23 protein-coding genes and 1 pseudogene are annotated in these 24,236 nt (G+C 70.5%); 12 read left to right on the forward strand and 12 right to left on the reverse strand.

What is annotated here, in order from left to right; all coding sequences use genetic code 11:
• Positions 1–19: 19 nt before the first annotated feature.
• Positions 20–154: pseudogene (locus tag AC2A1K_RS15095) on the forward strand (GntR family transcriptional regulator); the annotation flags it as partial.
• 80 nt (positions 155–234) lie between these two features.
• Here AC2A1K_RS15095 and AC2A1K_RS15100 read toward each other — a convergent pair.
• The 3 genes from AC2A1K_RS15100 to AC2A1K_RS15110 are packed head-to-tail and all read right to left on the reverse strand — an operon-like array spanning position 235 to position 3,927.
• Positions 235–1,491, reverse strand: coding sequence for an MFS transporter (locus AC2A1K_RS15100; protein WP_483897218.1), 1,257 nt, complete (start codon positions 1,489–1,491; stop codon positions 235–237).
• Positions 1,492–1,494: 3 nt separating this feature from the next.
• Positions 1,495–3,084, reverse strand: coding sequence for an aldehyde dehydrogenase family protein (locus tag AC2A1K_RS15105; RefSeq protein WP_483897126.1), 1,590 nt, complete (start codon positions 3,082–3,084; stop codon positions 1,495–1,497).
• A 33-nt stretch (positions 3,085–3,117) separates the two neighbouring features.
• Complete coding sequence (locus AC2A1K_RS15110) at positions 3,118–3,927, reverse strand: GntR family transcriptional regulator (RefSeq protein WP_483897127.1); 810 nt, start codon at positions 3,925–3,927, stop codon at positions 3,118–3,120.
• Positions 3,928–4,002: 75 nt separating this feature from the next.
• Here AC2A1K_RS15110 and AC2A1K_RS15115 point away from each other — a divergent pair, with 75 nt between their 5' ends.
• The 4 genes from AC2A1K_RS15115 to AC2A1K_RS15130 are packed head-to-tail and all read left to right on the forward strand — an operon-like array spanning position 4,003 to position 7,482.
• Positions 4,003–4,992 carry a dihydroxyacetone kinase subunit DhaK gene (locus tag AC2A1K_RS15115; RefSeq protein WP_483897128.1) on the forward strand — a complete coding sequence of 330 codons (990 nt, stop codon included), beginning with the start codon at positions 4,003–4,005 and terminating at the stop codon, positions 4,990–4,992.
• Positions 4,989–5,588, forward strand: a complete 600-nt coding sequence (locus AC2A1K_RS15120; protein WP_483897129.1) for a DAK2 domain-containing protein — start codon at positions 4,989–4,991, stop codon at positions 5,586–5,588. Before AC2A1K_RS15115 ends, AC2A1K_RS15120 begins: the two co-directional genes overlap by 4 nt.
• Positions 5,585–6,526 carry a zinc-binding dehydrogenase gene (locus tag AC2A1K_RS15125; protein WP_483897130.1) on the forward strand — a complete coding sequence of 314 codons (942 nt, stop codon included), beginning with the start codon at positions 5,585–5,587 and terminating at the stop codon, positions 6,524–6,526. The genes AC2A1K_RS15120 and AC2A1K_RS15125 overlap by 4 nt, the downstream gene beginning before the upstream one ends.
• On the forward strand, positions 6,502–7,482 hold the full coding sequence (locus AC2A1K_RS15130) for a dihydrodipicolinate synthase family protein (protein WP_483897131.1): 981 nt from the start codon (positions 6,502–6,504) through the stop codon (positions 7,480–7,482). Before AC2A1K_RS15125 ends, AC2A1K_RS15130 begins: the two co-directional genes overlap by 25 nt.
• A 50-nt stretch (positions 7,483–7,532) precedes the next feature.
• On the opposite strand, the gene AC2A1K_RS15135 is transcribed toward AC2A1K_RS15130, so the two are convergent.
• The 9 genes from AC2A1K_RS15135 to AC2A1K_RS15175 all read right to left on the reverse strand — a co-directional run bounded on the left by AC2A1K_RS15135 (position 7,533) and on the right by AC2A1K_RS15175 (position 16,720).
• Complete coding sequence (locus AC2A1K_RS15135; RefSeq protein ID WP_483897132.1) at positions 7,533–8,645, reverse strand: Rieske 2Fe-2S domain-containing protein; 1,113 nt, start codon at positions 8,643–8,645, stop codon at positions 7,533–7,535.
• A 15-nt stretch (positions 8,646–8,660) separates the two neighbouring features.
• Positions 8,661–9,635, reverse strand: a complete 975-nt coding sequence (locus tag AC2A1K_RS15140; RefSeq protein WP_483897133.1) for a PDR/VanB family oxidoreductase — start codon at positions 9,633–9,635, stop codon at positions 8,661–8,663.
• Positions 9,636–9,803: 168 nt separating this feature from the next.
• Entirely contained in the window at positions 9,804–10,823 is a 1,020-nt protein-coding gene (locus AC2A1K_RS15145; protein WP_483897134.1) for an amidohydrolase family protein, read from the reverse strand.
• On the reverse strand, positions 10,820–11,611 hold the full coding sequence (locus AC2A1K_RS15150) for an NAD(P)-dependent oxidoreductase (protein WP_483897135.1): 792 nt from the start codon (positions 11,609–11,611) through the stop codon (positions 10,820–10,822). Before AC2A1K_RS15150 ends, AC2A1K_RS15145 begins: the two co-directional genes overlap by 4 nt.
• A complete protein-coding gene (locus tag AC2A1K_RS15155; RefSeq protein ID WP_483897136.1) occupies positions 11,608–12,576 on the reverse strand; it encodes a VOC family protein in 969 nt (322 codons plus the stop codon). The genes AC2A1K_RS15150 and AC2A1K_RS15155 overlap by 4 nt, the downstream gene beginning before the upstream one ends.
• A gap of 27 nt (positions 12,577–12,603) precedes the next feature.
• On the reverse strand, positions 12,604–13,698 hold the full coding sequence (locus tag AC2A1K_RS15160) for a 4-oxalomesaconate tautomerase (protein ID WP_483897137.1): 1,095 nt from the start codon (positions 13,696–13,698) through the stop codon (positions 12,604–12,606).
• Positions 13,695–14,402, reverse strand: coding sequence for a 4-carboxy-4-hydroxy-2-oxoadipate aldolase/oxaloacetate decarboxylase (locus AC2A1K_RS15165; RefSeq protein ID WP_483897138.1), 708 nt, complete (start codon positions 14,400–14,402; stop codon positions 13,695–13,697). Before AC2A1K_RS15165 ends, AC2A1K_RS15160 begins: the two co-directional genes overlap by 4 nt.
• Positions 14,403–14,531: 129 nt before the next feature.
• Positions 14,532–15,185, reverse strand: coding sequence for a GntR family transcriptional regulator (locus tag AC2A1K_RS15170; protein ID WP_483897139.1), 654 nt, complete (start codon positions 15,183–15,185; stop codon positions 14,532–14,534).
• 56 nt (positions 15,186–15,241) lie between these two features.
• Complete coding sequence (locus tag AC2A1K_RS15175) at positions 15,242–16,720, reverse strand: MFS transporter (protein ID WP_483897140.1); 1,479 nt, start codon at positions 16,718–16,720, stop codon at positions 15,242–15,244.
• 128 nt (positions 16,721–16,848) lie between these two features.
• Between AC2A1K_RS15175 and AC2A1K_RS15180 the strand changes: the two genes are divergently transcribed.
• The 7 genes from AC2A1K_RS15180 (at position 16,849) to AC2A1K_RS15210 (ending at position 24,211) form a co-directional block, all read left to right on the forward strand.
• A complete protein-coding gene (locus AC2A1K_RS15180; RefSeq protein WP_483897141.1) occupies positions 16,849–17,523 on the forward strand; it encodes a GntR family transcriptional regulator in 675 nt (224 codons plus the stop codon).
• Between the two features lie 529 nt (positions 17,524–18,052).
• Positions 18,053–19,375, forward strand: a complete 1,323-nt coding sequence (locus tag AC2A1K_RS15185; RefSeq protein WP_483897142.1) for an MFS transporter — start codon at positions 18,053–18,055, stop codon at positions 19,373–19,375.
• 64 nt (positions 19,376–19,439) lie between these two features.
• A complete protein-coding gene (locus AC2A1K_RS15190; protein WP_483897143.1) occupies positions 19,440–19,910 on the forward strand; it encodes a C-glycoside deglycosidase beta subunit domain-containing protein in 471 nt (156 codons plus the stop codon).
• Entirely contained in the window at positions 19,910–21,034 is a 1,125-nt protein-coding gene (locus AC2A1K_RS15195) for a sugar phosphate isomerase/epimerase family protein (RefSeq protein WP_483897144.1), read from the forward strand. Before AC2A1K_RS15190 ends, AC2A1K_RS15195 begins: the two co-directional genes overlap by 1 nt.
• Positions 21,031–22,236 (forward strand): lactonase family protein, encoded by a 1,206-nt coding sequence (locus AC2A1K_RS15200; RefSeq protein ID WP_483897145.1) that lies wholly within the window; start codon positions 21,031–21,033, stop codon positions 22,234–22,236. Before AC2A1K_RS15195 ends, AC2A1K_RS15200 begins: the two co-directional genes overlap by 4 nt.
• Positions 22,233–23,285 carry a Gfo/Idh/MocA family protein gene (locus AC2A1K_RS15205; RefSeq protein ID WP_483897146.1) on the forward strand — a complete coding sequence of 351 codons (1,053 nt, stop codon included), beginning with the start codon at positions 22,233–22,235 and terminating at the stop codon, positions 23,283–23,285. Before AC2A1K_RS15200 ends, AC2A1K_RS15205 begins: the two co-directional genes overlap by 4 nt.
• Positions 23,282–24,211, forward strand: coding sequence for a sugar phosphate isomerase/epimerase family protein (locus AC2A1K_RS15210; protein WP_483897147.1), 930 nt, complete (start codon positions 23,282–23,284; stop codon positions 24,209–24,211). The genes AC2A1K_RS15205 and AC2A1K_RS15210 overlap by 4 nt, the downstream gene beginning before the upstream one ends.
• Positions 24,212–24,236 lie beyond the last annotated feature (25 nt).

Raw genomic sequence — 24,236 nt, forward strand, 5'->3', positions numbered from 1 at the left:
GAGCGGATCTACGCCAACGTTGAGGCAGGAGATCACCGACGGCGAGCTGCGCCCGGGCCGGCGCCTGATCGAGCTGACCATCGCCAAGAGGTTCGGCGCGAGCCAGGTGCCGGTGCGTGAGGCCCTACGGCGACTGAGCCAGGAGGGCCTGGCGGTGCGCACCCATCTCGAGCAGGCCTTCGTCGCTCGCGGGGCCTGCGGCGCGCGACCGGCGATCAGCGAGGGGACCCACGGCTACCCGCCCGCGGTGAGGTCGGCCTGCCGGAGCGGACGCCGGCAGACCAGGGCGCACACGAGGAAGCACGCCGCGATCACGGCGAGGGCCCAGCGTGGGCCGAGCTCGTCGGCGACCGCTCCGACGCCGAGGCCGGTCAGCGGGCTCGTGCCCGGCATCGCCGTGGTCCAGGCACCCATGATCCCCCCGCGCATACCCGGCGGGGACTCGAGCTGGGCGACGGTGTTGGCGAGGGCGACCAGGCAGATCGAGCTCATCCCGAGCAGGACCGCCCCCGGGAACGCCAGGCCGGGTGGTCCGAGACCGGTCAGGAGGGCCGACGCGCCGGTCGCGGCGCCGGCGAGCCCGACCCGACGGCCGCGGTCCCGCGCGCCCAGGCGGCCCGCGAGGATCGCGCCGGGCAACGCCCCCACGCCCAGGCAGGCGACGAGGGCGCCGTACCCGGCCCCGGACAAGTGCAACGACTCGGACGCGAACTGAGGGAAATAGGACGCGGTGTTGGTGACGGTCGTACTGATGACGGCGAGCAGCAGGCACGACCGGATCGGCCCCGAAGCCCAGGCATAGCCGACCGTGTCACGCACCCGGCGTCGCGGTGCGGAGCGATCCCGGGGTGGGGCGAACCGCGGCCGGAAGGCGAGCAGGACGATCAGCGGTGGCAGGAAGGAAGCGGCATTCGTGAGGAAGCACACCGCCGGGCTGAAGGCCGCCAGCAGTACACCACCCAGCGCGGGTCCGCCGATGCGGGCCAACGACAGGCTGACCTCGTAGAGACCGATGGCCTCCGGAAGCCGCTCGCGCCCCACGTACTGCGCCACGATCACGTGGCGGGCGGGTCCGTCGAAGGCCGTGACAAGGCCTGCGACGAGGGTCAGCCCGTACACCGCCGGCAGCGTGCCGTGGTCGCTGACCAGCGTCATCACCCCGAGCGTCCCGCTGGCGAGCAGCGAGACGCTCTGGGTGGCGAGCAGGACCGGCCTCGCGCCCAGGCGGCTCAACGTCGAGCCCGCGAACAGGCTCAGGAGCAGGCCCGGGCCGTGGCTCGCGGCCACCAGCAGCGCCAGGGCCAGGCCGCTGCGGGTCTGCAGATAGATCAGCCAGGCGGCTCCGATGGTCTGGGTCTGTAGACCGGCCGAGGACAGAATCTGCGAGAAGAACCAGGAGCCGTAGTCACGCTCCCGCAGCAGACCCCTTCGGCCGTGGTCCTCACGCGATTCCGATCGGCCCGGGTCCTCATCCCCGCCGGTACCGGTCAGCGGTCAGACCCTCATCGAGGCAGGTGCCACGGCCGCAGTAGTCAGCTCGCCGTTGACGGTGCGAGGAATCCGGTGCGGATTCTCATCGCGCAGCGGCACGGGCAGCAGACTCTGCGGGGCGTTCTGGTAGGCCACCGGGCGCTGGAACCGCCGCACCGCGGTCAGTCCGACCGAGGTCGCGGCGGCCTCCGTCGTCGCGGGGAACGGCCCACCGTGGACGGTGGCCCAGCCAACCTGTACGCCCGTCGGCATCTGGTCGAACAGCACCCGACCCGCGCGCTCGGCCATCGTGTCCCACAGCTCCGACATCGCCGCAACGTCGTCGTCCTCGCCGACCAGGGTGGCCGTCAACCCCGCCGGGAGCCGGGAGATCAGCGGAGCCAACGCGTCGTCGCCGGGAACCCGGACCACGATCGTGGCGGGCCCGAAATGCTCCTCGAGGGCGCTCGCGGTGGTCTCGAGGTCAGCGGCGCCGATCTCCATCAGGGTCACCCCGCCGGGGTCGTGGAGCAGTGTCCTCACAGAACCGGCCGAGCTGGTCTGTGCGACACGTCCCGCGAACGCGCGACGGAGCCCGTCGGTCAGCATCGGCCCCACCGCGGCCTCGGACGCTCGGGCGACGAGCTCGGCGACGAGGGTGTCGCCCGCCTCGCCGACGGGCACCGCGATGATCCCGGGCTTGGTGCAGAGCTGCCCGACGCTCCCGGTCACCGAAGCCACCACATCGCTCGCGATCGCCGCGCTCCTCGCCTGCGCCGCGGCGACCGTGATGAGGATCGGGTTCAAGCTGCCCATCTCCGCGAACAGCGGGATCGGGACCTCCCGAGCCGCGACGGCGTCACGGAGGGCGAGACCGCCGCCGAGGGAGCCGGTGAACGCCGCGGCTCGTACCTCGGGGTGCTGAACCAGCCGCTGACTGACCCGGTTGTCGTCCGACTGCAGGACCTGCAGGACACCGCCGGGCAAGTGGGACTGCTCCAGGACCCGCAGGGCGATGCGAGCGAACAACTCGTTGGTCGCCGGGTGCGCGGGGTGCGCCTTGACGATGACCGGACATCCTGCGGCCAGGGCGCTGGCGGTGTCGCCGCCGAGCACCCCGAACGCGAACGGGAAGTTCGATGCCGGCCATACCGCAACCGGACCGACAGCGCGCGCCATCCGCCGCATGTCGACGGTCTGCGGACGGCCCGCCGTCGGGACGTCGATGATCGCATCCCAGAACGTCCCGGCCGCCAGGGCGTGGGCGAATGCACGGAGCTGACCGCTCGTGCGGGTGAGCTCGCCGTCGAGGCGGTCCGACGCCAGGTGGGTCTCGAGCCCGGCGAGCTCCACCAGGTGCGAGCGCGCCGCCTCGATCCCGTCGGCGAGCGCGGTGAGCAGTTCCGACCGCCGGGCCGTCTCACCGGACAAGACAGGGAGCGCTGCTCGGGCAGCGGGCGCGGCCTGGTCGACCTGCTCTGCCGAGGCTCCGCGGTACAGAGGCACCACCGTCGCGCGCTCGACGGAGCCGGCGAGCTCGGCACCGGCCCCGGCCGCAAGTCGCCCGCCGATGAGCGAGGACCCGGTGAGGGCGGAGCCATCCAGCGTGATCACGACGCGAATCGACCTTCCGGTGAGTCGAGCATGTCAGTCGACATAGACGCGATCGGCGGGATCGACCGCCGTGAGATAGGCCTTCAACTCGACGAACGCCCGCTCGAGATGGACGCGAACCTCGTGCTCGGCCTGGTCGGCTTGGCCTCCGAGCAGGCTCTTCACGATGGGCTCGTGCGACTCGAGGTGTCCCGCCGGGTCCTGAGGCCACTGCGAGGCCACGATCGCCCGCATCCCGCGCCAGCGGGTGATGACTCCGAGCCACGTCTCGTGCAGGACCGAGCTCCCGGCGCCGAGCACCATCGCCTCGTGCAGCAGGACATCCTGCTCGAACATGGCGGTCTGATCCTCGGCCCGGCTGGCCCGCGTCAAGCTCGCGAAGGCGCGCTTGAGCGACCTGCTCGACGCGGGGCTCAGACGGGTGGCGAACCGGCGGGCGGCATCAGCCTCGAGGACGGCGCGAACCTCGTAGATTTCGCCGATCTCGGTGAGGGTGAGCTGCCGGATGCGGGTGCCGCGATGTGCCTCGGTCACCGCGAGGCCTTCCTGGCTCAGCCGACGCAGCGCCTCGCGCACCGGGGCCTGGCTGACGCCGAACTGCTTGGCGATGGCGAGCTCACGCAGCCGCTCACCCGGACGCAGCGAGCCGTCGACGATCCCTTGGTGCAGCGTCGCGTAGATCTGATCCGACAGACTGGGGCCCACCGAGGAGCTCGGCTCCGGCCGAGGCGGCGTCATAGCTCGATGACAACAGGTTTCATCGATAACCGCAAGTCGGAGCAGCCCTCCGGGATGGGCGGGCGCCGAGCCTCGGACGCCACGTACCGAGGTGGACGTGCCCACAGTCCCGTACTTGCTTCGCTCGGCACGCTTCCGTACTGTCCAAGCTGACTGATTATCGATAATCAAGGAGCCTCGGTGCAGAAGCTCATCAACTCCCCGTCGGCATTCGCCACCGACGTGGTCGAGGCGGTCCTGGCGGTGCACTCGGACCGTCTCCGCCGGGTCGCCGGCACACCTGGGATCGTCCGCTCCACCGGAGCCGAGGACTCCGTCGCCGTCGTCACCGGTGGAGGTTCCGGGCACCTGCCACTGTTCCTCGGCTACGTCGGTGAGGGCCTGCTCGCCGGCGCTGCGGTCGGCGACGTGTTCCAGTCGCCGTCCGCGTCGCAGATCGTCCAGGTCGTGCGCGAGACCGGAAGCCGTGCCGGAGTGCTGTTCCTCTACGGCAACTACGGCGGCGACGTCATGAACTTCCAACTCGCCGAGCAGCTCCTCGCCGGCGAGGTCCCGGTACGCAGCTTCGTCGTCGGCGACGACGTGATGTCCGCCGACTCCCCGGACAAGCGCCGCGGGGTCGCCGGCATGTGCCTGCTCTTCAAGCTCGCGGGCGCCGCGGCGGCTCGCGGTGCAGGCGTCGACGAGGTTCTCGCCGTCGTCCAGCGGGCCGCTCGCGGGCTGGGTAGCGCCGGTGTCGCGCTCTCGCCGACGGTCCTTCCCGGCCGCGGTCAGCCGACCTTCGAGCTCCCCGATGGTGAGATGGAGGTCGGGATGGGCATCCACGGTGAGCCCGGGGTCGGTCGGCGCCCCCTCGCGGGTGCCGACGAGGTGGGACGCCTGCTCGCCACCTCCGTGCTCGACGTCGACACGGGCAACCGGGAGTACGCGCTGCTGGTCAACGGCTTGGGGGCGACGCCGAAGGAGGAGCTCTACCTGCTCGCCCGGTCGGCCCTCGCCGTCGTGGCCGAGCGGGGAGCCACCGTCTGGCGCTCTTACGTCGGAGAGTTCGCCACCTCGTTGGAGATGGGTGGCGCGTCAGTGACGTTGCTGGCGGTCGACAACGAGCTCAAGGGCCTGCTCGACGAACCGGCCGCGAGCCCACTACTGGATCTGTGGGGTCTGCGGTGACCCTCGACGCGCTGACCCGGGTCGCCGAGGAGCTCGAACGCTGCTCCGAGGAGCTCGCCGCGCTGGACTCGGTCGCCGGCGACGGCGATCTCGGCCTCACCGCGGGCAGGATCGCCGCCGAGCTGCGGGCAACCGACGACGAGCCCGCGGCCGAGCTGCTCCAAGGATGCGCGCTGCGCATCGCCGAGTCGGCACCGTCGAGCTTCGGCACGTTGGTCTCCTTCGCGCTGCTGGCCGCCGCGGCGGAGCTGCGGGAGCACCCTGGGGCGGGGACGGCGGACGGGGCGGTCTGGCGAGCAGCGCTGCTGCGGGGCTGTGCGGCGGTGGCGGAGCGCGGTGGCGCGAAGGCCGGCCAGAAGACCGTGCTCGACGCCGCGCTACCCGCCGCGGAGGCGCTGGACCCGGCGCTCCCCTTCGGTGATGCCCTCGCCGCGTCGGCCCGGGCCGCGCACGATGGCGCGGAGCGGACCGCCGCGATGCCGGCCACGATCGGGCGCGCCGGTTGGTCGTCGCAGCGCAGCCAAGGCCACGTCGACGGCGGTGCCCGGCTCTTCGCGGTGGCGTGGGGCGCCCTGACCGGAGCCGTGGCCCCATGAGAGTTCCGACGATCTCCCTGGTCGCACCGCGACGCCTGGCGTCTGACGAGGCGGTGCAGCCCGATAGGCCCCCGCCGGGCTTCGTCGAGGTCGAGCCCTACCTCGGCGCCGTCTGCGGCAGCGACAAGCCGGTGTTCGTCCGGGGACCCGCCACCGGAGCTCCAGAGCACGGCCGCCCTTTGCACGAGCTGCTGTGTCACGTCGTCGACGACGACGGGTCGCTCGTCCCCGGTCGGCGCGCCGTCGCCATCCCCCCGAACGCCGACGGGATGAGGCAGCGTCTGCACACGGCGCGCTCCAGTACATGGATCCTGCGCTCGACTCCCGCCGAGCTGCGCGACGACCGGGCCATCCTGGTCCAGCCGCTCTCGACGGCCATGGCCGCGCTCGGACGCCTCGGCGACGTGCGGGATGCCGACGTGCTCGTGCTCGGTCTGGGTGCCATCGGCCAGATGTTCGTGGCGCTGGTACGCGCCGCAGGCGCGCGGTCGGTCACCGGCTTCGACCCGTACCGCACGGCCACGCTCCCGGGCCTCACTCAGGTCGCCGACCTCCGAGAGCTGGGGCCCGGCTTCGACGTTTGCATCGACGCGGCCGGCCACCAGCCCACGGCACTGCGCCAGGCCTTACGGCTCGCCCGCGACTGGGGCCGGATCCTGATCTTCGGCGTCCCGCCCACGGAGCCCTTCAGCCTCGACCTCGACGAGTTCATGCGCCGCCGCCTGACCCTGACGGCGAGCATCCACCCCGAGTGGTCGCGGTGGCTCCCCCGCGCCGAGGACTTCCTGGTCTCGCCCGCCGGCCGGGACCTGGACATGATCACCCACCGCTTCCCGGTGCACGAGGCGCAATCCGGCTTCGACACAGCTCTCGACGACTCCACCTCGCTGAAAGTTCTCCTCGACTTCCGCGCGTGGTCCGGCCGCACCGGCCCGTGACCCGCCCCAGCCGTCCGACGACACCCGTCGAGAAAGGCAGCCACATGGTGATCGACAAAGCCGCCGTGCAGGGCATTTTCCCGCCCCTGATGACTCCTCTGACCGCCGACGAAGAGGTGAACTACGAGCAGTTCAAGAACGAGGTCGGCTTCATGCTCTCACTGCCGGTCACCGGGCTGGTCGTCGGCGGCAGCACGGGCGAAGGGCATGCGCTCTCGGTCGACGAGCTCACTCGCCTCACCGCGAGCGCGGCCGAGCAGGCCGGGAGGCAGGTGCCCATCGTCACCGGGATCATCACGACCACCACCCGTGACGCGATCACGCGTGCCGTGCAGGCCAAGGACGCCGGCGCCACCGGGCTCATGGTCACTCCGCCGATCTACCAGAAGCCCGACCTGGACAATCTACGCGCCTACTACGACGGCATCTATCAGGCGAGCGGTCTGCCCATCATCATTTACAACGTGCTGCCGGCCTCCCCGGTCACACCCGCCTTCATGCGAGACCTCGTGAAGCTCGACGCGATCGTCGGCACGAAGGAGAGCGCCGGGAGCTCCCTGGCCGGCCTCTCGGAGCTGCTCGCCGACGTCGGCGACGAGATCGCCGTCACCTGGGCCACCGACCACATGATGTTCCCCGGGTTCGGCCTGGGTGCCGTCGGCGCGATCTCAGGAACGACGTCGATGTTCCCGAAGGAGTCGATCGCGATGTTCGATGCCATCGCGAACAACGACTACGACACGGCCCGGGCGATCCACTTCGCGCTCTGGCCGTTGATGAAGGAGGTCATGGACGGGGAGAACTGGCCAGGCTGCGTCAAGGCCGTGTTCAACCTGCAGGGCCGCCATGCCGGACCGGCGCGCTCTCCCTACCTGGTGCCGAGCGGCACGCGCTTCGAGACCATCAAGGCAGGCCTGGAGTACGCCACTGGCCGGCTCGCCGAGATCGACGTCTGAGACGCCGACCAGGCGGACCTCGACGTGCTCCGCCCCGCTCGACCGGTCGTCTACAGAAGCCGGTCGTCCGCGCAGGTCTCCTTCATGGCGAGCCGATGAAGGATCCGACGCGCCATCAGGCCGGGCTTGTCGGTCGCGAAACTGAGCTCGATATGGGGATCGGTGTCGTTACGGACGACGTCCATGATCCACTCAAGAGCTTCGAGGTCCTCGGAGTAGGCCTTCTGGTGCGCCTCGATCATGAACCGGTCGATGTCCGGGTCGCCCGGACGATAGTCCCGCGAGACGAACCACCAGTAGTGAATGGAGGTGTTGGTCTCGGGCGTGAAGCAGTGGGTGATGTTGTAGCGGTACAGCGAGGGCGCACCGGGATCCGGCGCGGGGTCGCCGATGCGGGCGAAGGCCTGGTGGACGGCCGGTGAGACGAACCGCGCCTCGGAACTTCTGTCGATGCGCTTGTGCATGATCTTCGCGGGTTCGCCGTACACCCCGGGAGGCGCACAGTCCTTCAGTTCGCGGCGGATGACGACCTGGTTGCCCTCGGTGCGGGCGGTCAGCTTCGAGCGGGCGTACTCGGGGGTGCCGACGGTGCCCGGGTGCAGGAACGGGAAGTGCGTCTGGTCGATGAGGTTCTCGTGCATCGACACGTAGTCGGCCTCGATGTGGAAATCGCCGGTGACGGTGCCCCACCCCGGCTCGGAGAGCCACGGCAGGTCGGGGATCAGCGACTCGTCGGCGAGGTCGGGGGCGCCGACCCAGATCCAGCTCACGGGTCCGCGGTCGACGATCGGGTAGGTCCGCACGGTGACCGTTGACGGCGTGCTCGACAGCGCCGGCATGTTGACGCACACGCCGTCGGCCTCGAACTCCATCCCGTGGTAGCCACAGATCAGTCGGCCGCCCTCGAGCGTGCCCTTGGCCAGGGGGAAGGAGCGGTGGGGGCAGCGGTTGCGCATGGCGACCGGCTCGCCGGCCTCCGTGCGGTACAGGACGACGTCGGCGCCGACGAGCTTGCGGGCCAGGGGCGTGCGCCCGATCTCGCAGGACCGTCCGGCGACATACCAGCAGTTGCGTACCAGCGGCGTGGCATGGGTGGCGAAGTGGCCGGGCTCGTGCGGCTCCATCGCGCCGAGCACGGTCTCGTCGGTCGAGAGAGTGGTCATCTCCGGTCCTCCTGGTCAGCGTAGGTCGAGGTCGACGAGGCCGCCCCTGGCCCGGGAGCAGCAGATCGTGAGCTGCGTGGCCGCTGATCGCTCGTCCGTGGTGAGGTAGCTGTCGCGGTGGTCGATGCCGTCGTGGGGATCGAGCACCTCGGTCAGACACAGACCGCACTCCCCGCGGCGGCAATCCGAGAGAGTGTCGACACCGGCGCGCTCGAGGGCGTCCAGGATGGTGGTACCGGCGCCGACCTCGATCACTCGTCCGGTCGCGAGCCGGACCGCGAAGTCGCCGTCCTCGGGGCGGTGAGCGGCGTTGAACACCTCGTAGCGCACCCGCCCCGGGGCCCAGCCACGCCGTGCGGCGGCGGCACGTAGGCCGTCGATCATCGGCCCGGGTCCGCAGACGTAGACGATCGTCCCGACCGGCTGGAGCGCGAGCAGTGCGTCGAGGTCGGGGAGGCCGTCGCGGAGGCTCTCGTGAACGGTGACCGCCGCACCGCCCATGGCTTCCACCTCGGCGACGTACGCCATCGCCGGGCGCTCGGCCCCGGCGTAGAGCATCGTGAAGCTCTGCTTGCGCACCAGCAGGGATCGCATCATCGGCAGGACCGGCGTGACCCCGATCCCGCCGGCGACGAGCAGCACGTGGGGCAGGTTGCGAGCGAGACGGAAAGCGCCGATGGGCTGCGAGACCGTCAGCGCAGTACCGGCCCGGAAGGTCGCGTGGATGTAGGCCGAGCCCCGGGCGCGGTCTTCCCGCTGGACGGCAATGCGCCAGAACGGTTCGTGGGTCTCCTCTTGCGACAGCGGACCGACGACGGAGTAGTGCCGCAGGAACCGGCCCCGGCCCCCACCGAAGCGCAGCTCGAGGTGGCTCCCGGCCTCGGCCATGGGCAGCGGGCGACCGTCGGCAGCCCCCAGAGTGAGCTCGGTGATGCGCTCGGTGAGCGCCCGCCGTCCCACCACCACGGCCTCGAGGTACCTGTCGTTCATGGATCACTCCGTCTGCTGCGACGACCGTGTCGCGCGGGTGGCGAAGGCGGGTCGGCTCGTGCTCGTAGCTGGTGACAGGGGACACGCTACGTCGCTGACAACTCTGATCACAAGATAACTGACGTCATTGTTAACAATCAGCCGCACCGGGCCGGTGGAGGTCGGTGCTCAGCGGCCCTGGGTGCGCAGGACGGCGTCGAGCCGCGGGTACACGCGGCGGGCGTTGCGCTCGTAGACCTGCTGCGCAGCGTCCGGGTCGAGCGCGAGCGCGTCCACGTAGCGGCGGGTGTCGTCGAAGTGGTGCCCGGTCGTGGGGTCGGTGCCGCGGACGGCACCGACCATCTCCGAGCCGAACAGGATGTTCGCGTGGTCGATCACGCCGAAGAGGAGGTCGATGCCGGGCTGGTGGTAGACACAGGTGTCGAAGAACACGTTGCCCATCAGTGCCTCGTGCACCGGCGGCCGCCCGAGCATGTCGGCCAGCCCTCGGAAGCGGCCCCAGTGGTAGGGCACCGCGCCCCCACCGTGCGGGATGACCAGCCGCAGTTCAGGAAGATCTGCGAAGAGATCGGCCTGCAGCAGTTGCATGAACGCGGTGGTGTCGGCGTTGAGGTAGTGCGAGCCGGTGGCGTGGAAGTTCGGGTTGGTCACCGCGGAGACGTGCACCATGGCCGGCACGTCGAGTTCGATCATCGCTTCGTAGATCGGGTACCAGGCCTTGTCGGTCAGCGGCGGCGCCGTCCAGTGCCCGCCCGAGGGGTCGGGGTTGAGGTTGCACCCCACGAAGCCCAGATCCTCGACGCAACGACGCAGCTCGGCCACCGCGTGGGCGATCGGCACACCCGGCGACTGTGGCAACTGGCACACCCCGGCGAAGTGGTGGGGAAACAACGTGGTGACGCGCGCGATGAGGTCATTGCACGCGCGGGTCCACGCGGCGCTGACGGCCTCGTCGCCCTGGTGGTGGCCCATCGCCGACGCCCGCGGCGAGAAGATCGTCAAGTCGATGCCGCGCTCGGCCATGAGCCGCAGCTGGCTGCCCTCGACCGACTCGCAGATCTCGTCGTCGGAGATCGCCGGGTACAGCGGGCTCGGCTGCCCCGCCTCGAACGCGGCGGTCTGGGCGGTGCGCCAGTCGGTGTGCGCGGCCGGGGCGGTCGTGTAGTGGCCGTGGCAGTCGATGATCACGTAGTGCCTCCGGGCTGGTCGGCGTCGCGCAAGGCGGCGAGCAGGTCGCGTGCCGCCGACGCCACACGTGGTTCCACGCCCAGCTCCCGGAGTTGCTGGGCAGATGCATCCATCTCGTCGGCGCGACGCCGGGCGTGACGGTGGGTGCCATCGACCAAGCGGTCCAGGGACTCCCCGGTGAACCCGGCGAGCTCTGTGGCGATGTTGTCGGTCAGCCAGCTCTCGCAGCCCGCGGCCCGCGCGCCGTCGAGGGCTTCGACGACAGCCGCGGCGAGACCCTTGTAGAACACGCTGCGCAGCAACTTGCGGGAGATCGCCTCGCCGACCGGGCCGGTCTCGACCACGATCTCGGCACCGTGCGGACGCAGCATCCTGGCGTAGCGCTCGGCCTCGACGCCCGAGACGAGCATCGGCGTCCGCAGCCCTTTGCCCGGCACTGGAGCCATGAGCGCGACGTCGACCACCGCAACCCCGGGGGGCGCGATGTCGAGGAGCCCGACCTTGGCGCCGGGCGAGGCGGTGTTGAGGTCGGCCCAGACGGTGCCCGGGGCGAGGCCGTAGGCGGCGTTCGTCAAGGCGGTGGCGGCGTCGTGGGAGCTGTTGGCACTGAGCACGAGGTCGGCGTCGCGGACGGCGTCGGCCTCGTCGGACCGGGCGGTGATGCCCGAGGCCGGGGTGACCTTGGGGTCGTACCCGCGCACGTCGGCGCCCGCCGCGACGAGATCGGCAGCGATCTCCGAGCCGGCCTCACCGAGCCCCAGGACCGCCACGCGGAGGGGCTGCGTCACGACGTCACTCCGGCGTTCTCGCCGACCGGCGGGGTGCCGTGGGTGTGGAACGACGCGATGGTCTCGAGCCCCCACGCCTGACCCTTGGCCCGTTCGGCCTCGGTCCAGTCGACGGGCTGCCAGTCCGGCGCGAGGACGAGCCGGGCCCCCGCGTTGCAGAGCTCGATGCGGTTGCCTGCGGGTTCGTAGACGTAGAGGAAGAAGGTCTGCTGGATCGCGTGCTTGTGCGGGCCGGTCTCGATGAAGACGCCCTGGTCCAGGGCGATGTCGGCAGCCCGGAGGATGTCCGCGCGGGTGTCGGTGGCGAACGCGATGTGGTGCAGCCGCCCGGCCGTGCCGGTCCGGTCGCGCGTGTAGACCGCGTCGTAACCCTTGTTCGTGAACGTCGTCCAGCTGCCGGCGACGGTGCCGTCGTCGAGCACGATCTGCTCGGTGACGAGTGCGCCGAGCGTGTCGCGCAGGTAGTCGCGGTTGGCTACGACCTCGACGCCGAGGAAGTTGACGTGGTCGAGGCGGCGCACGCCGACCCCGCGTCCCGGGTAGGCCTGGGCCTGGTTCTTCAGCGACGGCACGAGCTCTGCGGGCGCGGAGTACCACTCGGACTCGTAGTAGATGCCGAACTCGTGGCCGTCGGGGTCGTGGAACAGGTAGGTCGCCCCGACGCCCGGGTCCCCGTCGACCCATCCGATGCCGTAGCCGGCGGCGTCGATCTCCTTGACCCGCCGCTCGAGGGCCTCCGGGCTGGCCGCGCGCACGTTGGTGCGCCCGATACCGGACGTCGGGTGGCCGGTGAGCTTGATCGTGGTCTGCTCGTAGTCGTCGAACGCGTGCAGGAACACCGAGTCGCCGATCGTCTCCGTGACGGTCAGACCGAGATAGTCGGTGAAGAAGGTGACGCTCTCGTCGAGGACGGGGGTACGCAGTTCGACGTGGGCGAGGTGGGCGACCTCGTGCATGGGGGGCATGGGTTCTCCGGGAGGGTGCGAGGGAGCTCAGGCGCCGGGGACGGCCCGGGGGAAGGCCACGCCGTCCATGAGCTTGCGGGCGGTGCGGACGACGCCGGACCGCACGACGCGCGGCGGGGTGACGGTGGTGTCGACGACGACGTCGACGAGGAAGTGGCCGGTCGGGTGCTCGACGTCGATCCGGCTGGAGTCGGCGGGCCAGTCGGCGGTGAGGTCGTGCCCGACGGCACCGGGCAGGAGCATCCCGGTCACGACACTGACAGCGGCCAGCACGCCGATCGCGGTGTGCGGCACGACGGGGATGAACGAGCGGGTCGTGACGTGGCCGCCATCGGCGGGCCGAGCGAGCAGGACGGTCTTGGGCACCGAGGAGCCGGCGACGTCGCCGAGGCCCATCAGCGCGCCGGCCTTGGTGCGGAAGGCGTCGATGCGCTCGCCGAGGTCGGTGTCGGCGGCGAGCTCGTCGTGGTCCTCGTGGCCGGTCAGCCCGAACGACGACGCGAGCGCGAGGACCACCGGCATGCCGTTGTCGAGGCACGTGGCCTCGACACCGTCGACGGTGTCGCGCAGGCTTCCTGTGGGTAGCAGCGCGCCGGTGGCCGATCCCTCGGTGTCGGTGAAGGCGAGGGTGATCCCGGCCGCGGTGCCCGGAACCCCGGCGATCTCGATGTCGCCGGCGTAGCTGACCCGCCCACCAGGGGTGGCGACCGTCGCGACGGCGATGCCGTCGGAGTTGACCATGCGGATGCGGACGTCGGTCAGGTCGCCGGCAGCGCCGACGAGACCGCGCTCGAGGGCGAACGGACCGACTCCGGCGAGGATGTTGCCGCAGTTCTGCTGATCGGAGACCGTCGCTTCGGCGACCCCGAGTTGCAGGAAGAGGTAGTCGACGTCGGCCTCGGGGTGCTCGGACGGCGAGACCACGGCGACCTTGCTCGTCAGCGACGTCGCCCCGCCGAGTCCGTCGATCTGGCGCGGGTCCGGGGTGCCCATCAGGCGCAGGAGCAGGTCGTCGCGCTCCGCCGGATCGGCCGGCAGGTCGGCGGCCTCGACGTAGAGCCCACGCGACGTGCCGCCGCGCAGCATTGTGGCGCGCACACCCGTGTCGTCGTACCCGCTCATCGTCCCGACCGCGTCTGGTAGTCGTCGTAGGAGAGGTACTCGATGCCGAACTCCTTGAGCCGATCGCGCAGGCCGTAGCGATCGAGGCCGAGCTCGCCCGCCTCGAAGGCCGCACGGGAGGCCGCCTCCTTGTCGACGCGGGTCTGAGAGAACGACAGCGCGCGGGACACCTCACCGCGCGGCACGACCATGACCCCGTCGTCGTCAGCGACCACCACGTCGCCGGGGTGCACGACCTGTCCTCCGACGGTGACCGGGACGTTGACCGCGCCGGCGGTCGCTTTCACCGACCCCTGGGCGCTCACGGCTCGGGACCAGGCCGGGAAACCCATGGCCCGCAGCTCGGCGACGTCGCGCACGCCGCTGGCCAGCACCACACCGCGCACCCCGCGACGTACAAGCGCCGTCGCGAACAGCTCGCCGAAGAGCCCGTCGACCGACGGCGAGTTGGTCGCGACGACGAGCACGTCGCCGGGCCGGCACTGCTCCACCGCGACGTGGATCATCAGGTTGTCGCCGGGCCAGCACAGCACCGTGACCGCGGTGCCCCCGATGCGCGCGCCGGACCAGGCCGGACGCAGCTCCGGCCCCAGGTAGCCCACCCGACCCAGCGCCTCGTGGACCGTCGCGACCCCGAACTCCCCCAGAGCCACGGCGTCATCGATGTCCGCCCGGGGCGGGTCGGTCACCACGACCGTCTCCATGGCTTCTCCCTCGTCGATCGTGGACGCCTCCGTCGGCGCTGCCCGCCAGCCTCGAATCTGTCGCCATGATTGTCAACACTTTTGCTGAAACTCGTTCGCTCGGTGGCGGACCGGCGATGCCGACCCGCGTCAGCCAGTGGGATCGGTGGCGACCTGGGGCAACGTCTCGATCACGCTGGCGAGGTGGGCCCTCATGGCGGTCTCGGCCACCGCGGGCTCGCGAGCACAGATCGCCTCGACGATCTCGAGGTGCTGGGGCAACGACACCGATGGACGGCCAGGCAACAAAGCCAGTCGGTACTGGTGCCGCACGTTCTGGCCTCGCAGGCGCTCGAGGACGCCGGCCGCCACCTTCTGGCCGCTGATGGTGCGCACGGCGGTGTGCAGTTGACGATTGAGCTCGGAATACCCCAGGACATCGCCCGCATCCACGGCCACCCGCATGTCTCGCGCGATGCCCTGGAGCACCCCGATGTCGTCGTCGGTCGCGCGCTGCGCGGCCTTCGCCGCGCAGAGCCCCTCGACGGCCATCCGTACTTCGGAGATCTCGATGGCCTCGTCCAAGGACACCGAGCGAACCCTCGCGCCCCGGTTGGCGATGCGTTCAACCAACCCCTCGCCGGCAAGTTGGGTGAGCACGGCGCGGATCGCGGACCGGCTGGCGCCGAACTGGAGCGACAGGTCGGCTTCGATCAACCGCTGGTTGGGCATGAAGCGCCCGTCGTAGATGGCCTGGCGAATCTGGTCGACGACATCAGTGGGTTCGTCATCGCGATCGGTCACAGGACCCATGGTGGCGGCGTCTCCGACGCTCCGGACCACATCGTCCGGCTCGGACATCAGGTGAACGCCGGCTCGCGCCGTTCCGCCGCGGCGGGGCGACGGCGTGGTACGAGTGCGGTCGAGGCCGCGCCGAGTACTGCAGCGGTCGCGAAGACGCCGAAGCCCCATGTGGCCGCACCGGACGCGACGAGCAGGCCGCCCAGCGACGGACCGACGATCGCCCCGATACGCCCGACACCGGCCGCCCAGCCCAAGGCCGTGCCGCGGGCCGCCGGCCCGAACGATGCGCCGACGAACGCGTAGATCATCGTCTGGGCGCTGAAGAGCCAGGTCCCGGTGAAGAAGACGACGGCATAGGTGGCCAGCAGCGGCATCTTCACCGCAAGCAGGCAGAGGCCCACGGCCGTCAGCACGAACCAGGTCACCGCCACCGGTCGAGCACCGAAGCGGTCAGCCAGCGGGCCGGCGATGAGCAGGCCGACGATCCCACCGATGTTGACCACGACCAGGAAGGCCACTGCAGATCCGAGCTCGTAGCCGTTGGACCGCATCATCGTGGGCAGCCAGGTGCTCATCCCGTAGACCAGCAGCAGACCGAAGAACGAGGCAATCCAGAACAACACCGTCGTACGACGGGAGCCGCGAGCGAAGAGCGCTCGCAGACCGACGTCAGAAGAACGCTTGTCCACCTCGGCAGGCATCAGCGCAGCGACGTCGATGCCGTGACGCGCGGCGATGGCATCGAGCTCAGCGGATCGCCCGCGGGAGACGAGGAAGCTCGGCGACTCCGGAAGCCAAGCCAGAAGCACCGGGACGGCGATCAACAGCGGGATCGCCCCCAGCATGAAGACTCCACGCCAGCCCATCGACGCAGCCAGGGAGAGCCCCAGCGTGCCGGCCAGCGCGCCCCCGGCCTGGTGCGCGGTCATCACCACCGCGACCGACAACGCCTTCCGGCGAGGCGAGGCGTACTCCATCGTCATGGTGATGGCAGTCGGGAGCAGACCGCCCAGCCCGACGCCCGCGACGAAACGCGCCGCCCCGAACACCGCGAGACTCGGCGCGAGACCGGTGGCCAGCGACGCGAGCGAGAACACCGTCACGCCGAGCACCATGCCCTGCCGCCGGCCGAGCCGATCGGTCACGTAACCGGACGCCAGAGCACCGAGCAGCATTCCGAAGGTGGTCAGCGACCCGATCTCGCCGGCGACCACCGGGGTGATCCCGAGAGCGTGCTCGGAGAGCAGGTGCGGCAGGACCGCGCCGTAGACGAACAGGTCGAGTCCGTCGAGCAGCACGACGAACCAGCACAGCGCGGTGACTCGCGTCGCGAGCCGTGACGCGGCGCCGGAGCGAGCCGAGGTCAGCGCAGAGGACATCAGCGTTCCTCTCGAGCAGGGATGGGAGGGCGACGCGATGCGACCTGCGTCACGGACATCGCGGTACGCTAGCTCACACCAATATCCACAGCAAGAGTAAAACCAATATTGTTGACAAAGTTGGTGCACTTCGTCGGAGCGGCGGGCGTCGGCCACCGAGATCGTTGTTTGCACAGGTCAGCGGCGACTGCGGGGAACGACGGCGAACACGGGTGTCGGCCACGCCGCAGCGCGCCCGTCGGAGATCGTGGACGATCCTGTGAACGATTCGTACAGTCGACCTCGTGGCCAGGACCAGAGCGAGCGACGAGGGGCTGCTCAGCGGTAGCCCAGGCCGAGACCTCGCCGAGAAGAGCCTTCGTGAGGCGATCGCCCGTGGCGCGGTCGCACCGGGTCACCGGCTGATCGAAGCCGACATCAGCGAGGAGTACGGCGTCACCCGCAGCAGCGCGCGGCTGGCGCTCGACGCCCTGGCCGCCGAAGGTCTCGTCGAACGGGTTCCCAACCGTGGCGCCCGGGTCCGCACCGTGTCCACCGAGGAAGCCGTCGAGATCATGGAATGTCGCATGGTGCTCGATGGACTGCTCTCGGCGAAGGCGGCCGAGCTGGCCACGGACGACCAGATCGCGCGCCTGCTCGGGAACCGCGAGCTGATGCGCCGAGCTGTCGCGGACCGCGAGCTGCTGCGCTACTCCGAGCTGATCCAGCACCATCACGCCCTGGTCCGTGACGCTGCGCAGCACCCGATCGCCTCGGAGCTGGTGGCGAAGCTCGCTGCCCAGATCGTGCGGCATCAGTTCCAGCTCTCCCTCCGGCCGGGTCGCGCCGAGCAGTCACTCGCGGAACTCGAGACCGTCGTCGACGCCATCGCCGCTCGTGAGCCCGATGCCGCGGACGCCGCCGCTCGCGCGCACCTGCGAGGCGTGATCACCGCGGTGCGCGAGGAAGCCCCCGCCTGAAGGAGCATCGGGAGCGGCGAGCGAGCTGACCGGCGGCTGACGCCGCCCAGCACCATCAGTGCACGACTCGAGTCGCCGGCTGACCCGTGCGCCGGCGTGCCACGCAGCCCCGACCCGGCCGGGGCGATCTGCCGCCGGGATACCGGCTCGTGGAGTCCACCCTGGTCCGGTCTTTCGGGGCGACCCGCAGCAGCGTCCGGCTCGCGATCGATCGCCGAGCTGCACGCATGCCTGCGAGGTGCTGCGCGACAGCGCACCGCAGTGGACCTGGTGGACCGCCTCCACGCCCGGATCCAAAATTGTCAATAATCCTGCCAGCGTTCTTGTTGTTGATTATGGTGTGAGCTAGCGTACGTCGGTGCTGGGCCTCTGTGGCCCAGCTCGCAACCTGAGCGCGACGCTCAGACGTCGGTCAGCTCGCACCACCGCTCCTGCGCCTCCCGTCCAGCCCGAGGCGCCACGTCTGCGTCGGCACGGCGGCGCCCGTCGCCGGCCGCCCTCGCCACTCCACCTCCGAAGGAACTCAACGATGAGCGAGAGCCCCACCGCGGCGTCCGCGGCACCCGGCGCCCTGGCGGCCGAGTCCGGCCGACCGATCGGCCATGCATCCCTCTACACGCGCCTGATCGCGATGATGATCCTCGAGTTCATCGTGTTCGGGTCGTGGTTCGCCACGGTGGGCTTGGTCCTGTCCTCGAACGGCCTGTCCTCGATCATCAGCTTCGTCTACGCCCTGGCGGCGATCTCCGCGATCCTGTCTCCGATGTTCCTCGGGGCGCTCGGTGACCGGTTCTTCGCCTCTCAGAAGGTGCTCGGTGCCGCCCACCTGCTCGGCGGCGTGGTCCTGTGCTTCCTCCCCGGCGCGATCGGAGGGGGGAACGGAGGCATGGTCCTGTTCCTGGTGTTCCTCTACACCCTGTTCTTCCAGCCGACTCTGGGGTTGGCGAACTCCATCGTCTTCCGCCACCTGGGCTCCGAGGACGGGAAGTTCCCCTACATCCGCGTGTTCGGCACCTTCGGCTGGGCGATCGCCGGGTTCGGGGTCGGCGCCCTCGGCCTCTCGGCGTCGGGGAATCTGTTCGTGGTCACCGCCATCGCGAGCTTCGTGCTCGGCATCTACTCGTTCACGCTGCCCTCCACCCCGCCGCCGGCCAAGGGCGTCACGTTCTCCCTCGGCGACGTCATCGGCTCCAAGGCCTGGCCCCTGTTCCAGCACCGCAACTTCACCATCGTCATGCTGTGCACCCTGCTGACCGCGATCTCGCTCGGTGTGTACAACACCTGGGCCTCGGCGTACCTCGGCGCACTCGGCATCTCGAACGTCGCCGGCCTGCTGGCGCTGGGCCAGGTCTCCGAGGTCGTCTTCATCGTCACGATCCCGTTCGTGCTGAGGACCCTCGGCCTCAAGTGGGGCCTGCTGATCGGCATGGCCATGTGGGGCGTGCGGTTCGCCCTGTTCATCGCCGCCGCCGGGGGCGGCCTCTGGCCGATGGTCATCGCGATCGCGCTGCACGGCATCTGCAACGACTTCTTCCTCATCCTCTCCGCCATGTACCTCAACCTGGTCGTGCCCGTGGAGCTGCACGCCCAGACGCAGAACATGCTGATCCTGGTGATCTCCGGGCTCGGCGCGCTGATCGGGTCGCTGGCCTCCGGCTTCATCTACGGCTCCACCGTGGCCCTCGACCCGGCCGCCCCGGCCTCGGCCTGGACCCCGATCTGGTTGGTGCCGATCGCGCTGGCCGTGATCACCAGCGTTCTCTGGGTCGTGTTCTTCCGGCACCCCAAGGACGAGCCCTTCGTCCGGCTCTCGGCCGGACGCGGTGCTTCCCGCAACACCGTGGCCGCGTAGCCGGGACAGCGGGACAGCGGGACATCCCTGACCGTCAACGAGAACCCGACGAAGGAAGACAGCAGTGTTCGAGAATTTCCTGATCCGCGCCGACAGCCTGCGCAACGAGGAGGTCGACGGCGAGGTCGTCGGGTTCTGTCTGGCGGTCCGCAACGCCAACTACCGCGGGGTGTTCCTCTCGCTGCACAACGGCTACTACCTCGAGGTCGACGGGGTCTCCTACCCGCGCGACGTGCAGACCTTCGAGATCAATGGCCGGCCGCCCCGCTCGTTCGACGAGCTGCGCCACCAGGTCTGGGAGCACTGGGACTACGACGACGAGGCCGTCCTGCACGTCGCCGCTCCGGGCGGACTCGCTCCCGGCGTGCACACGGTGCGCTTCCAGCAATCCGTGCTGGCCGCCTACGGCTACCAGCCCACCGACGAAGCCTGGGTCGCCAACCCACCGGTTCCCGGCAGCGGAGCCGGCTCGGAGAAGGCCCCGGAGATCGTCGTCTACACCCTCGAGCTCACCGCGGAGAAGGAGACCGTCTGATGGCCATCAAGCGCGGCGTGTCGTTCTACAGCTACCAGCAGGCCCAGTTCTTCAAGGAGCTCGACCTCGAGGCCCAGGTCCGCGAGGTGGGCGAGGTCCTCCCCCAGGCCGACGGCGTGGAGATCGTCGACGAGATGTCCCTGCGCTACCCCGATCCCGGGGAGGCGTTCGTCGAGCGGTGGTTCGGCTGGATGGAGCGCTACGGCACGACCCCGGTGACGATGGACGTCTGCATGGACGTCCTGCAGTTCCGCGACCACGTCATGACCTACGAGGAGTGCGCCGACCGGCTGCGCCGCGACCTCCGACTGGCCAAGCGCCTCGGCTTCCGCAATGTCCGGGTGCTCTCGGTCGTGCCGATCGAGGTCATGATCTCGGCGCTGCCGCTGGCCGAGGAGCTCGGCATCCGGCTCGGCAAGGAGATCCACCAGCCGATGCCTCTCGAGGGCGCCCAGGTCACCGAGATCATCGAGTACGTCGAGCGCACCGGCACCCGCCATCTCGGCATCGTCCCCGACTTCGGCATCTTCGGATGGCGGCCTTCGGAGGTCCAGCTGGCCTGGTTCGAGCGCCGCGGCGCCTCCCCCGATGCCACCGCTGCCGCGGTGGAACTCGCCGAGCTGCTGCGTGCCGGCCAGGCCTCCTTCGGCTACGTCGACATGTCGCGCTCCACCGCGGGGAACCTGCGCGTCGACTTCAAGCGGTTCCTGACCAGCGGCGAGGTCGAGCCGGCCCTCGCCGACACCTTCCGCGGCGTGACGACGTTCACCGACTCGCGCGTCGGCGACCCTCGCGAGATCGACTACACCGTCGTCTCCGAGGCCCTGATGCTGTCGAACACCTCAGCCGACACACTGCGCGAGCTGGTGCCCCACGTGGTCAGCGTGCACGGGAAGTTCAACAACATGTCCGAGATCCCCGGCCGCCCCGGGCAGTTTCAGGACATCGCCATCGACTACGAGTCGGCCATCGGCGGGCTCGTCGCCGGCGGCTACGACGGCTACATCAACTCCGAGTACGAGGGCCAGCGCTACTTCCAGGACCGCGGACGTGCCGAGCTCGCCAGCGAGGTCGAACAGGTCCGCCGCCACCAGGAGATGCTGCGCCGTCTGACCGCGGCATGACCAGCGCACGCGTGGTGTGCTTCGTCGGCTCGTACGCCGACGCGGACCACCCCGGCTCCGGCGGCATCACCACCTTCGAGCTGGACCACACGGGCAAGCTCATCACGGTCGGGCGCACCGACGCGCCGGAGCAGGCCGGCTACCTGGCGTTCGACGCGTCCACCTGGGTGCTCTACGCGGTCGACGAGCGCAAGAACGACGGCCGCGGACCGGTCGACCCGCCGGCCGCCGTGCACGCGTTCGCGGTCGACCCCGTCCTCGGCACGCTCTCACCGCTGAACTCCAGACCGGCACCCGGCCCGTTCCCGACCTACCTGTCGGTCTCGGCGAACCCCCGGGTGCTGTTGACCGCCAACCATGGCTCGTTCGACCACGTCGAGCGTGTGGTGCGGACGGCTGACGGAAGATGGGACGTGAAGTACGTCTACGACGACTCCACGGTGGTCATGTTCGGGCTCGAACCCGACGGGCGCATCGGCGCGATCCACGACGTGACGGTGCTCGACGGCCACGGCACCGACCCGAACTCCTCACCGCAAGCCCGCGGACACGGCCAGTCCGGCGCCCACGCGCACTGCGCCGTGATCGACCCGAGCGGGCGCTACGTGGTGGTCGGCGACAAGGGAACCGACCAGGTCCTGGTCTACGCACTCGGTGACGGCACCACACTCGGCCGCGCCGCAGCTCTGCACTGTGGACCGGAGACCGGCCCGCGACACGCAGCCTTCCACCCCGCCACCGGGCGGCTGCTGATGACGTGGGAGTTCTCCTCGGAGCTCGCGAGCTTCGCGTTCGACCCCACCAGCGGGCAGCCCACCCTGCTCCACCACGTGTCCACCGTCCCGCCGGACTTCGACGGGCTCAACGAACCCGCCGAGGTTCGCGTCCACCCGACCCTGGACGTCGTCTACGTCAACAACCGTGGCGAGGACACCGTGGCCTGGTTCACCCTCGACGACGTCGGCCGGCTGCACCGGCGCGGCACGGTGCCGCTGAGCCCCTCGATCCATCCCGGGCTGGCGGCCCGCACCTTCAGCTTCGACCCGAGCGGCACGGTCCTGCTCGTCGCCGACCGGCCGGGCGACGTCGTGCGCGCCTACGCGGTCGACCCTGGCAACGGGTCGCTGCACCACCTCGGCGACACCGGCGTACCCCAGCCGGCCTTCGTCGCCGTCACCGAACTCCAGGAGAGTCCCCGATGAGCGAGCGACTCCGGGCCGGTGTGATCGGCACCGGCTTCATCGGCACGGTGCACGCCCACGCCGTCCGCGCCGCCGGCGCGCAGCTCGCCGTCGTGGCCGCGTCCACTCCCGAACGGTCGGCCGAGGCGGCCCACCGCCTGGGCGCGGACCGCGGGGCGTCGGCCGAGGACGTCGTCGGCGCCGACGACGTCGACGTCGTGCACGTCGCGTCCCCCGACGACACCCACGTACCGCTGGCGTGGGCCGCGGTCGCCGCCGGGAAGGCCGTGATCTGCGAGAAGCCACTGGCCACCGACGTCGAATCCGCGCAGGCCCTCACCGACCTCGCCGTCGAGCAGCAGGCCGTCACGGCCGTGCCGTTCGTCTACCGCTTCTACCCCACCGTCCGCGAGGCCCGCGCCCGTATCGCGGCCGGCGACGCCGGCGCACTGCACCTGCTCTACGGCGGCTACCTCCAGGACTGGCAGCTCGAGAGCGGCGCCGGCTGGCGCGGTGAAGGCGGCGCCGGGCGCACCTTCGCCGATGTCGGCATCCACTGGTGCGACCTCGCCGAGTTCGTCACCGGGCACCGCATCACCGGGCTGCTCGCGAAGCTCGCCTCCGACGGCACCTCGGTGACCGTCGTGTTCGAGACCGACCACGGCGCCACCGGATCGGCCACGATCAGCCAGGCCGCGGTCGGGCGCAAGAACCAACTCAGCCTCTCCATCGACGGGGGGCGCGCGTCCTACGCCTTCGACCAGGAGCAGCCGGAGACCCTGCTCGTGCGCAGCCTCGAGGGGACACTCGCCGTGCCGCGGGGGTCGGCCGCCATGGGCGAGGACGCGCAGCGCTACACCCGCATCCCGTCGGGTCACGCTCAGGGCTACCAGGACTGCTTCAACGCCTTCGTCCTCGACACCTACAGCGCGATCACCGGTGACCGGCCCGCCGGACTCCCGAGCTTCGCCGACGGCCTCCGCGCCGCCGTCCTCACCGACGCCGTCATCACCTCGGCGACCACCTCGACCTGGGTGGAGATCGCTCCGCCCGGAAGGAGCCCCTCGTGAAGCTCGGCATGCTCACCGCCTGCCTGCCCGGCCAGTCCCTCGAGCAGATCGCCGCCTGGGCCTCGCAGGCCGGCTACGAAGCGCTCGAGGTCGCCGCGTGGCCGGCGATCGGCGACCGCGAGTTCACCGCCTCACACCTCGACGTCGCGGCCTTCGACGAGCGGGCCGCCACGGACACGCGCGCGCTGTTGGAGCGCCACGGGCTCGGCTCGGCGCCCTCGTCGCTGGCCTACTACGACAACAACCTCCACCCCGACCCCGACGAGCGGAAGCGGGTCAACGAGCACGTCCTCGCCTGCATCGACGCCGCCGCGCTGCTCGGCACCGAGACCGTCGGCACCTTCGTCGGGCGCCATCCGGGCAAGCCCGTGTCGGAGAACCTGCGCGACGCCGAGGAGGTCTTCAAGCCCCTCGTCGACCGGGCCGGCGAGAAGGGCGTCAAGCTCATCGTCGAGAACTGCGTGATGGAGGGCTGGCACCCCGACGGCTATCCCGGCAACCTCGCCTACTCCCCCGAGCTCTGGGAGTGGATGTTCTCGCTCGGGCTCCACCTCAACTACGACCCTTCCCACCTGCTGTGGATGGGTATCGACCCGGTCGAAGCGCTGAAGCCCTACGTCGACCGCATCCCCCACGCCCAGGCCAAGGACGTCCAGCTCTTCCCCGAGCGCCGCAACCGCTACGGCTGGCCCGGGATCGCCGTCGACCGCGAGCGCGACCCGTTCCTCACCGGCTGGTGGCGCTATCGCGTCCCGGGCCTCGGCGACGTCGACTGGCGCCGCGTCGTCGACACGCTCTACGAGGGCGGCTTCGACGGCGTCCTGTCCGTCGAGCACGAAGACCCACTCTGGGGCGGCACCGAGGACAAGGTCCACATCGGCCTCGAGGTCGCCCACCGCACCCTGCGCCCGCTCATCGTCGCCTGAGACCACGTCGCGGAAGAACACGGAA

This window comes from Actinomycetospora sp. 2LY8.5 (assembly GCF_057180585.1).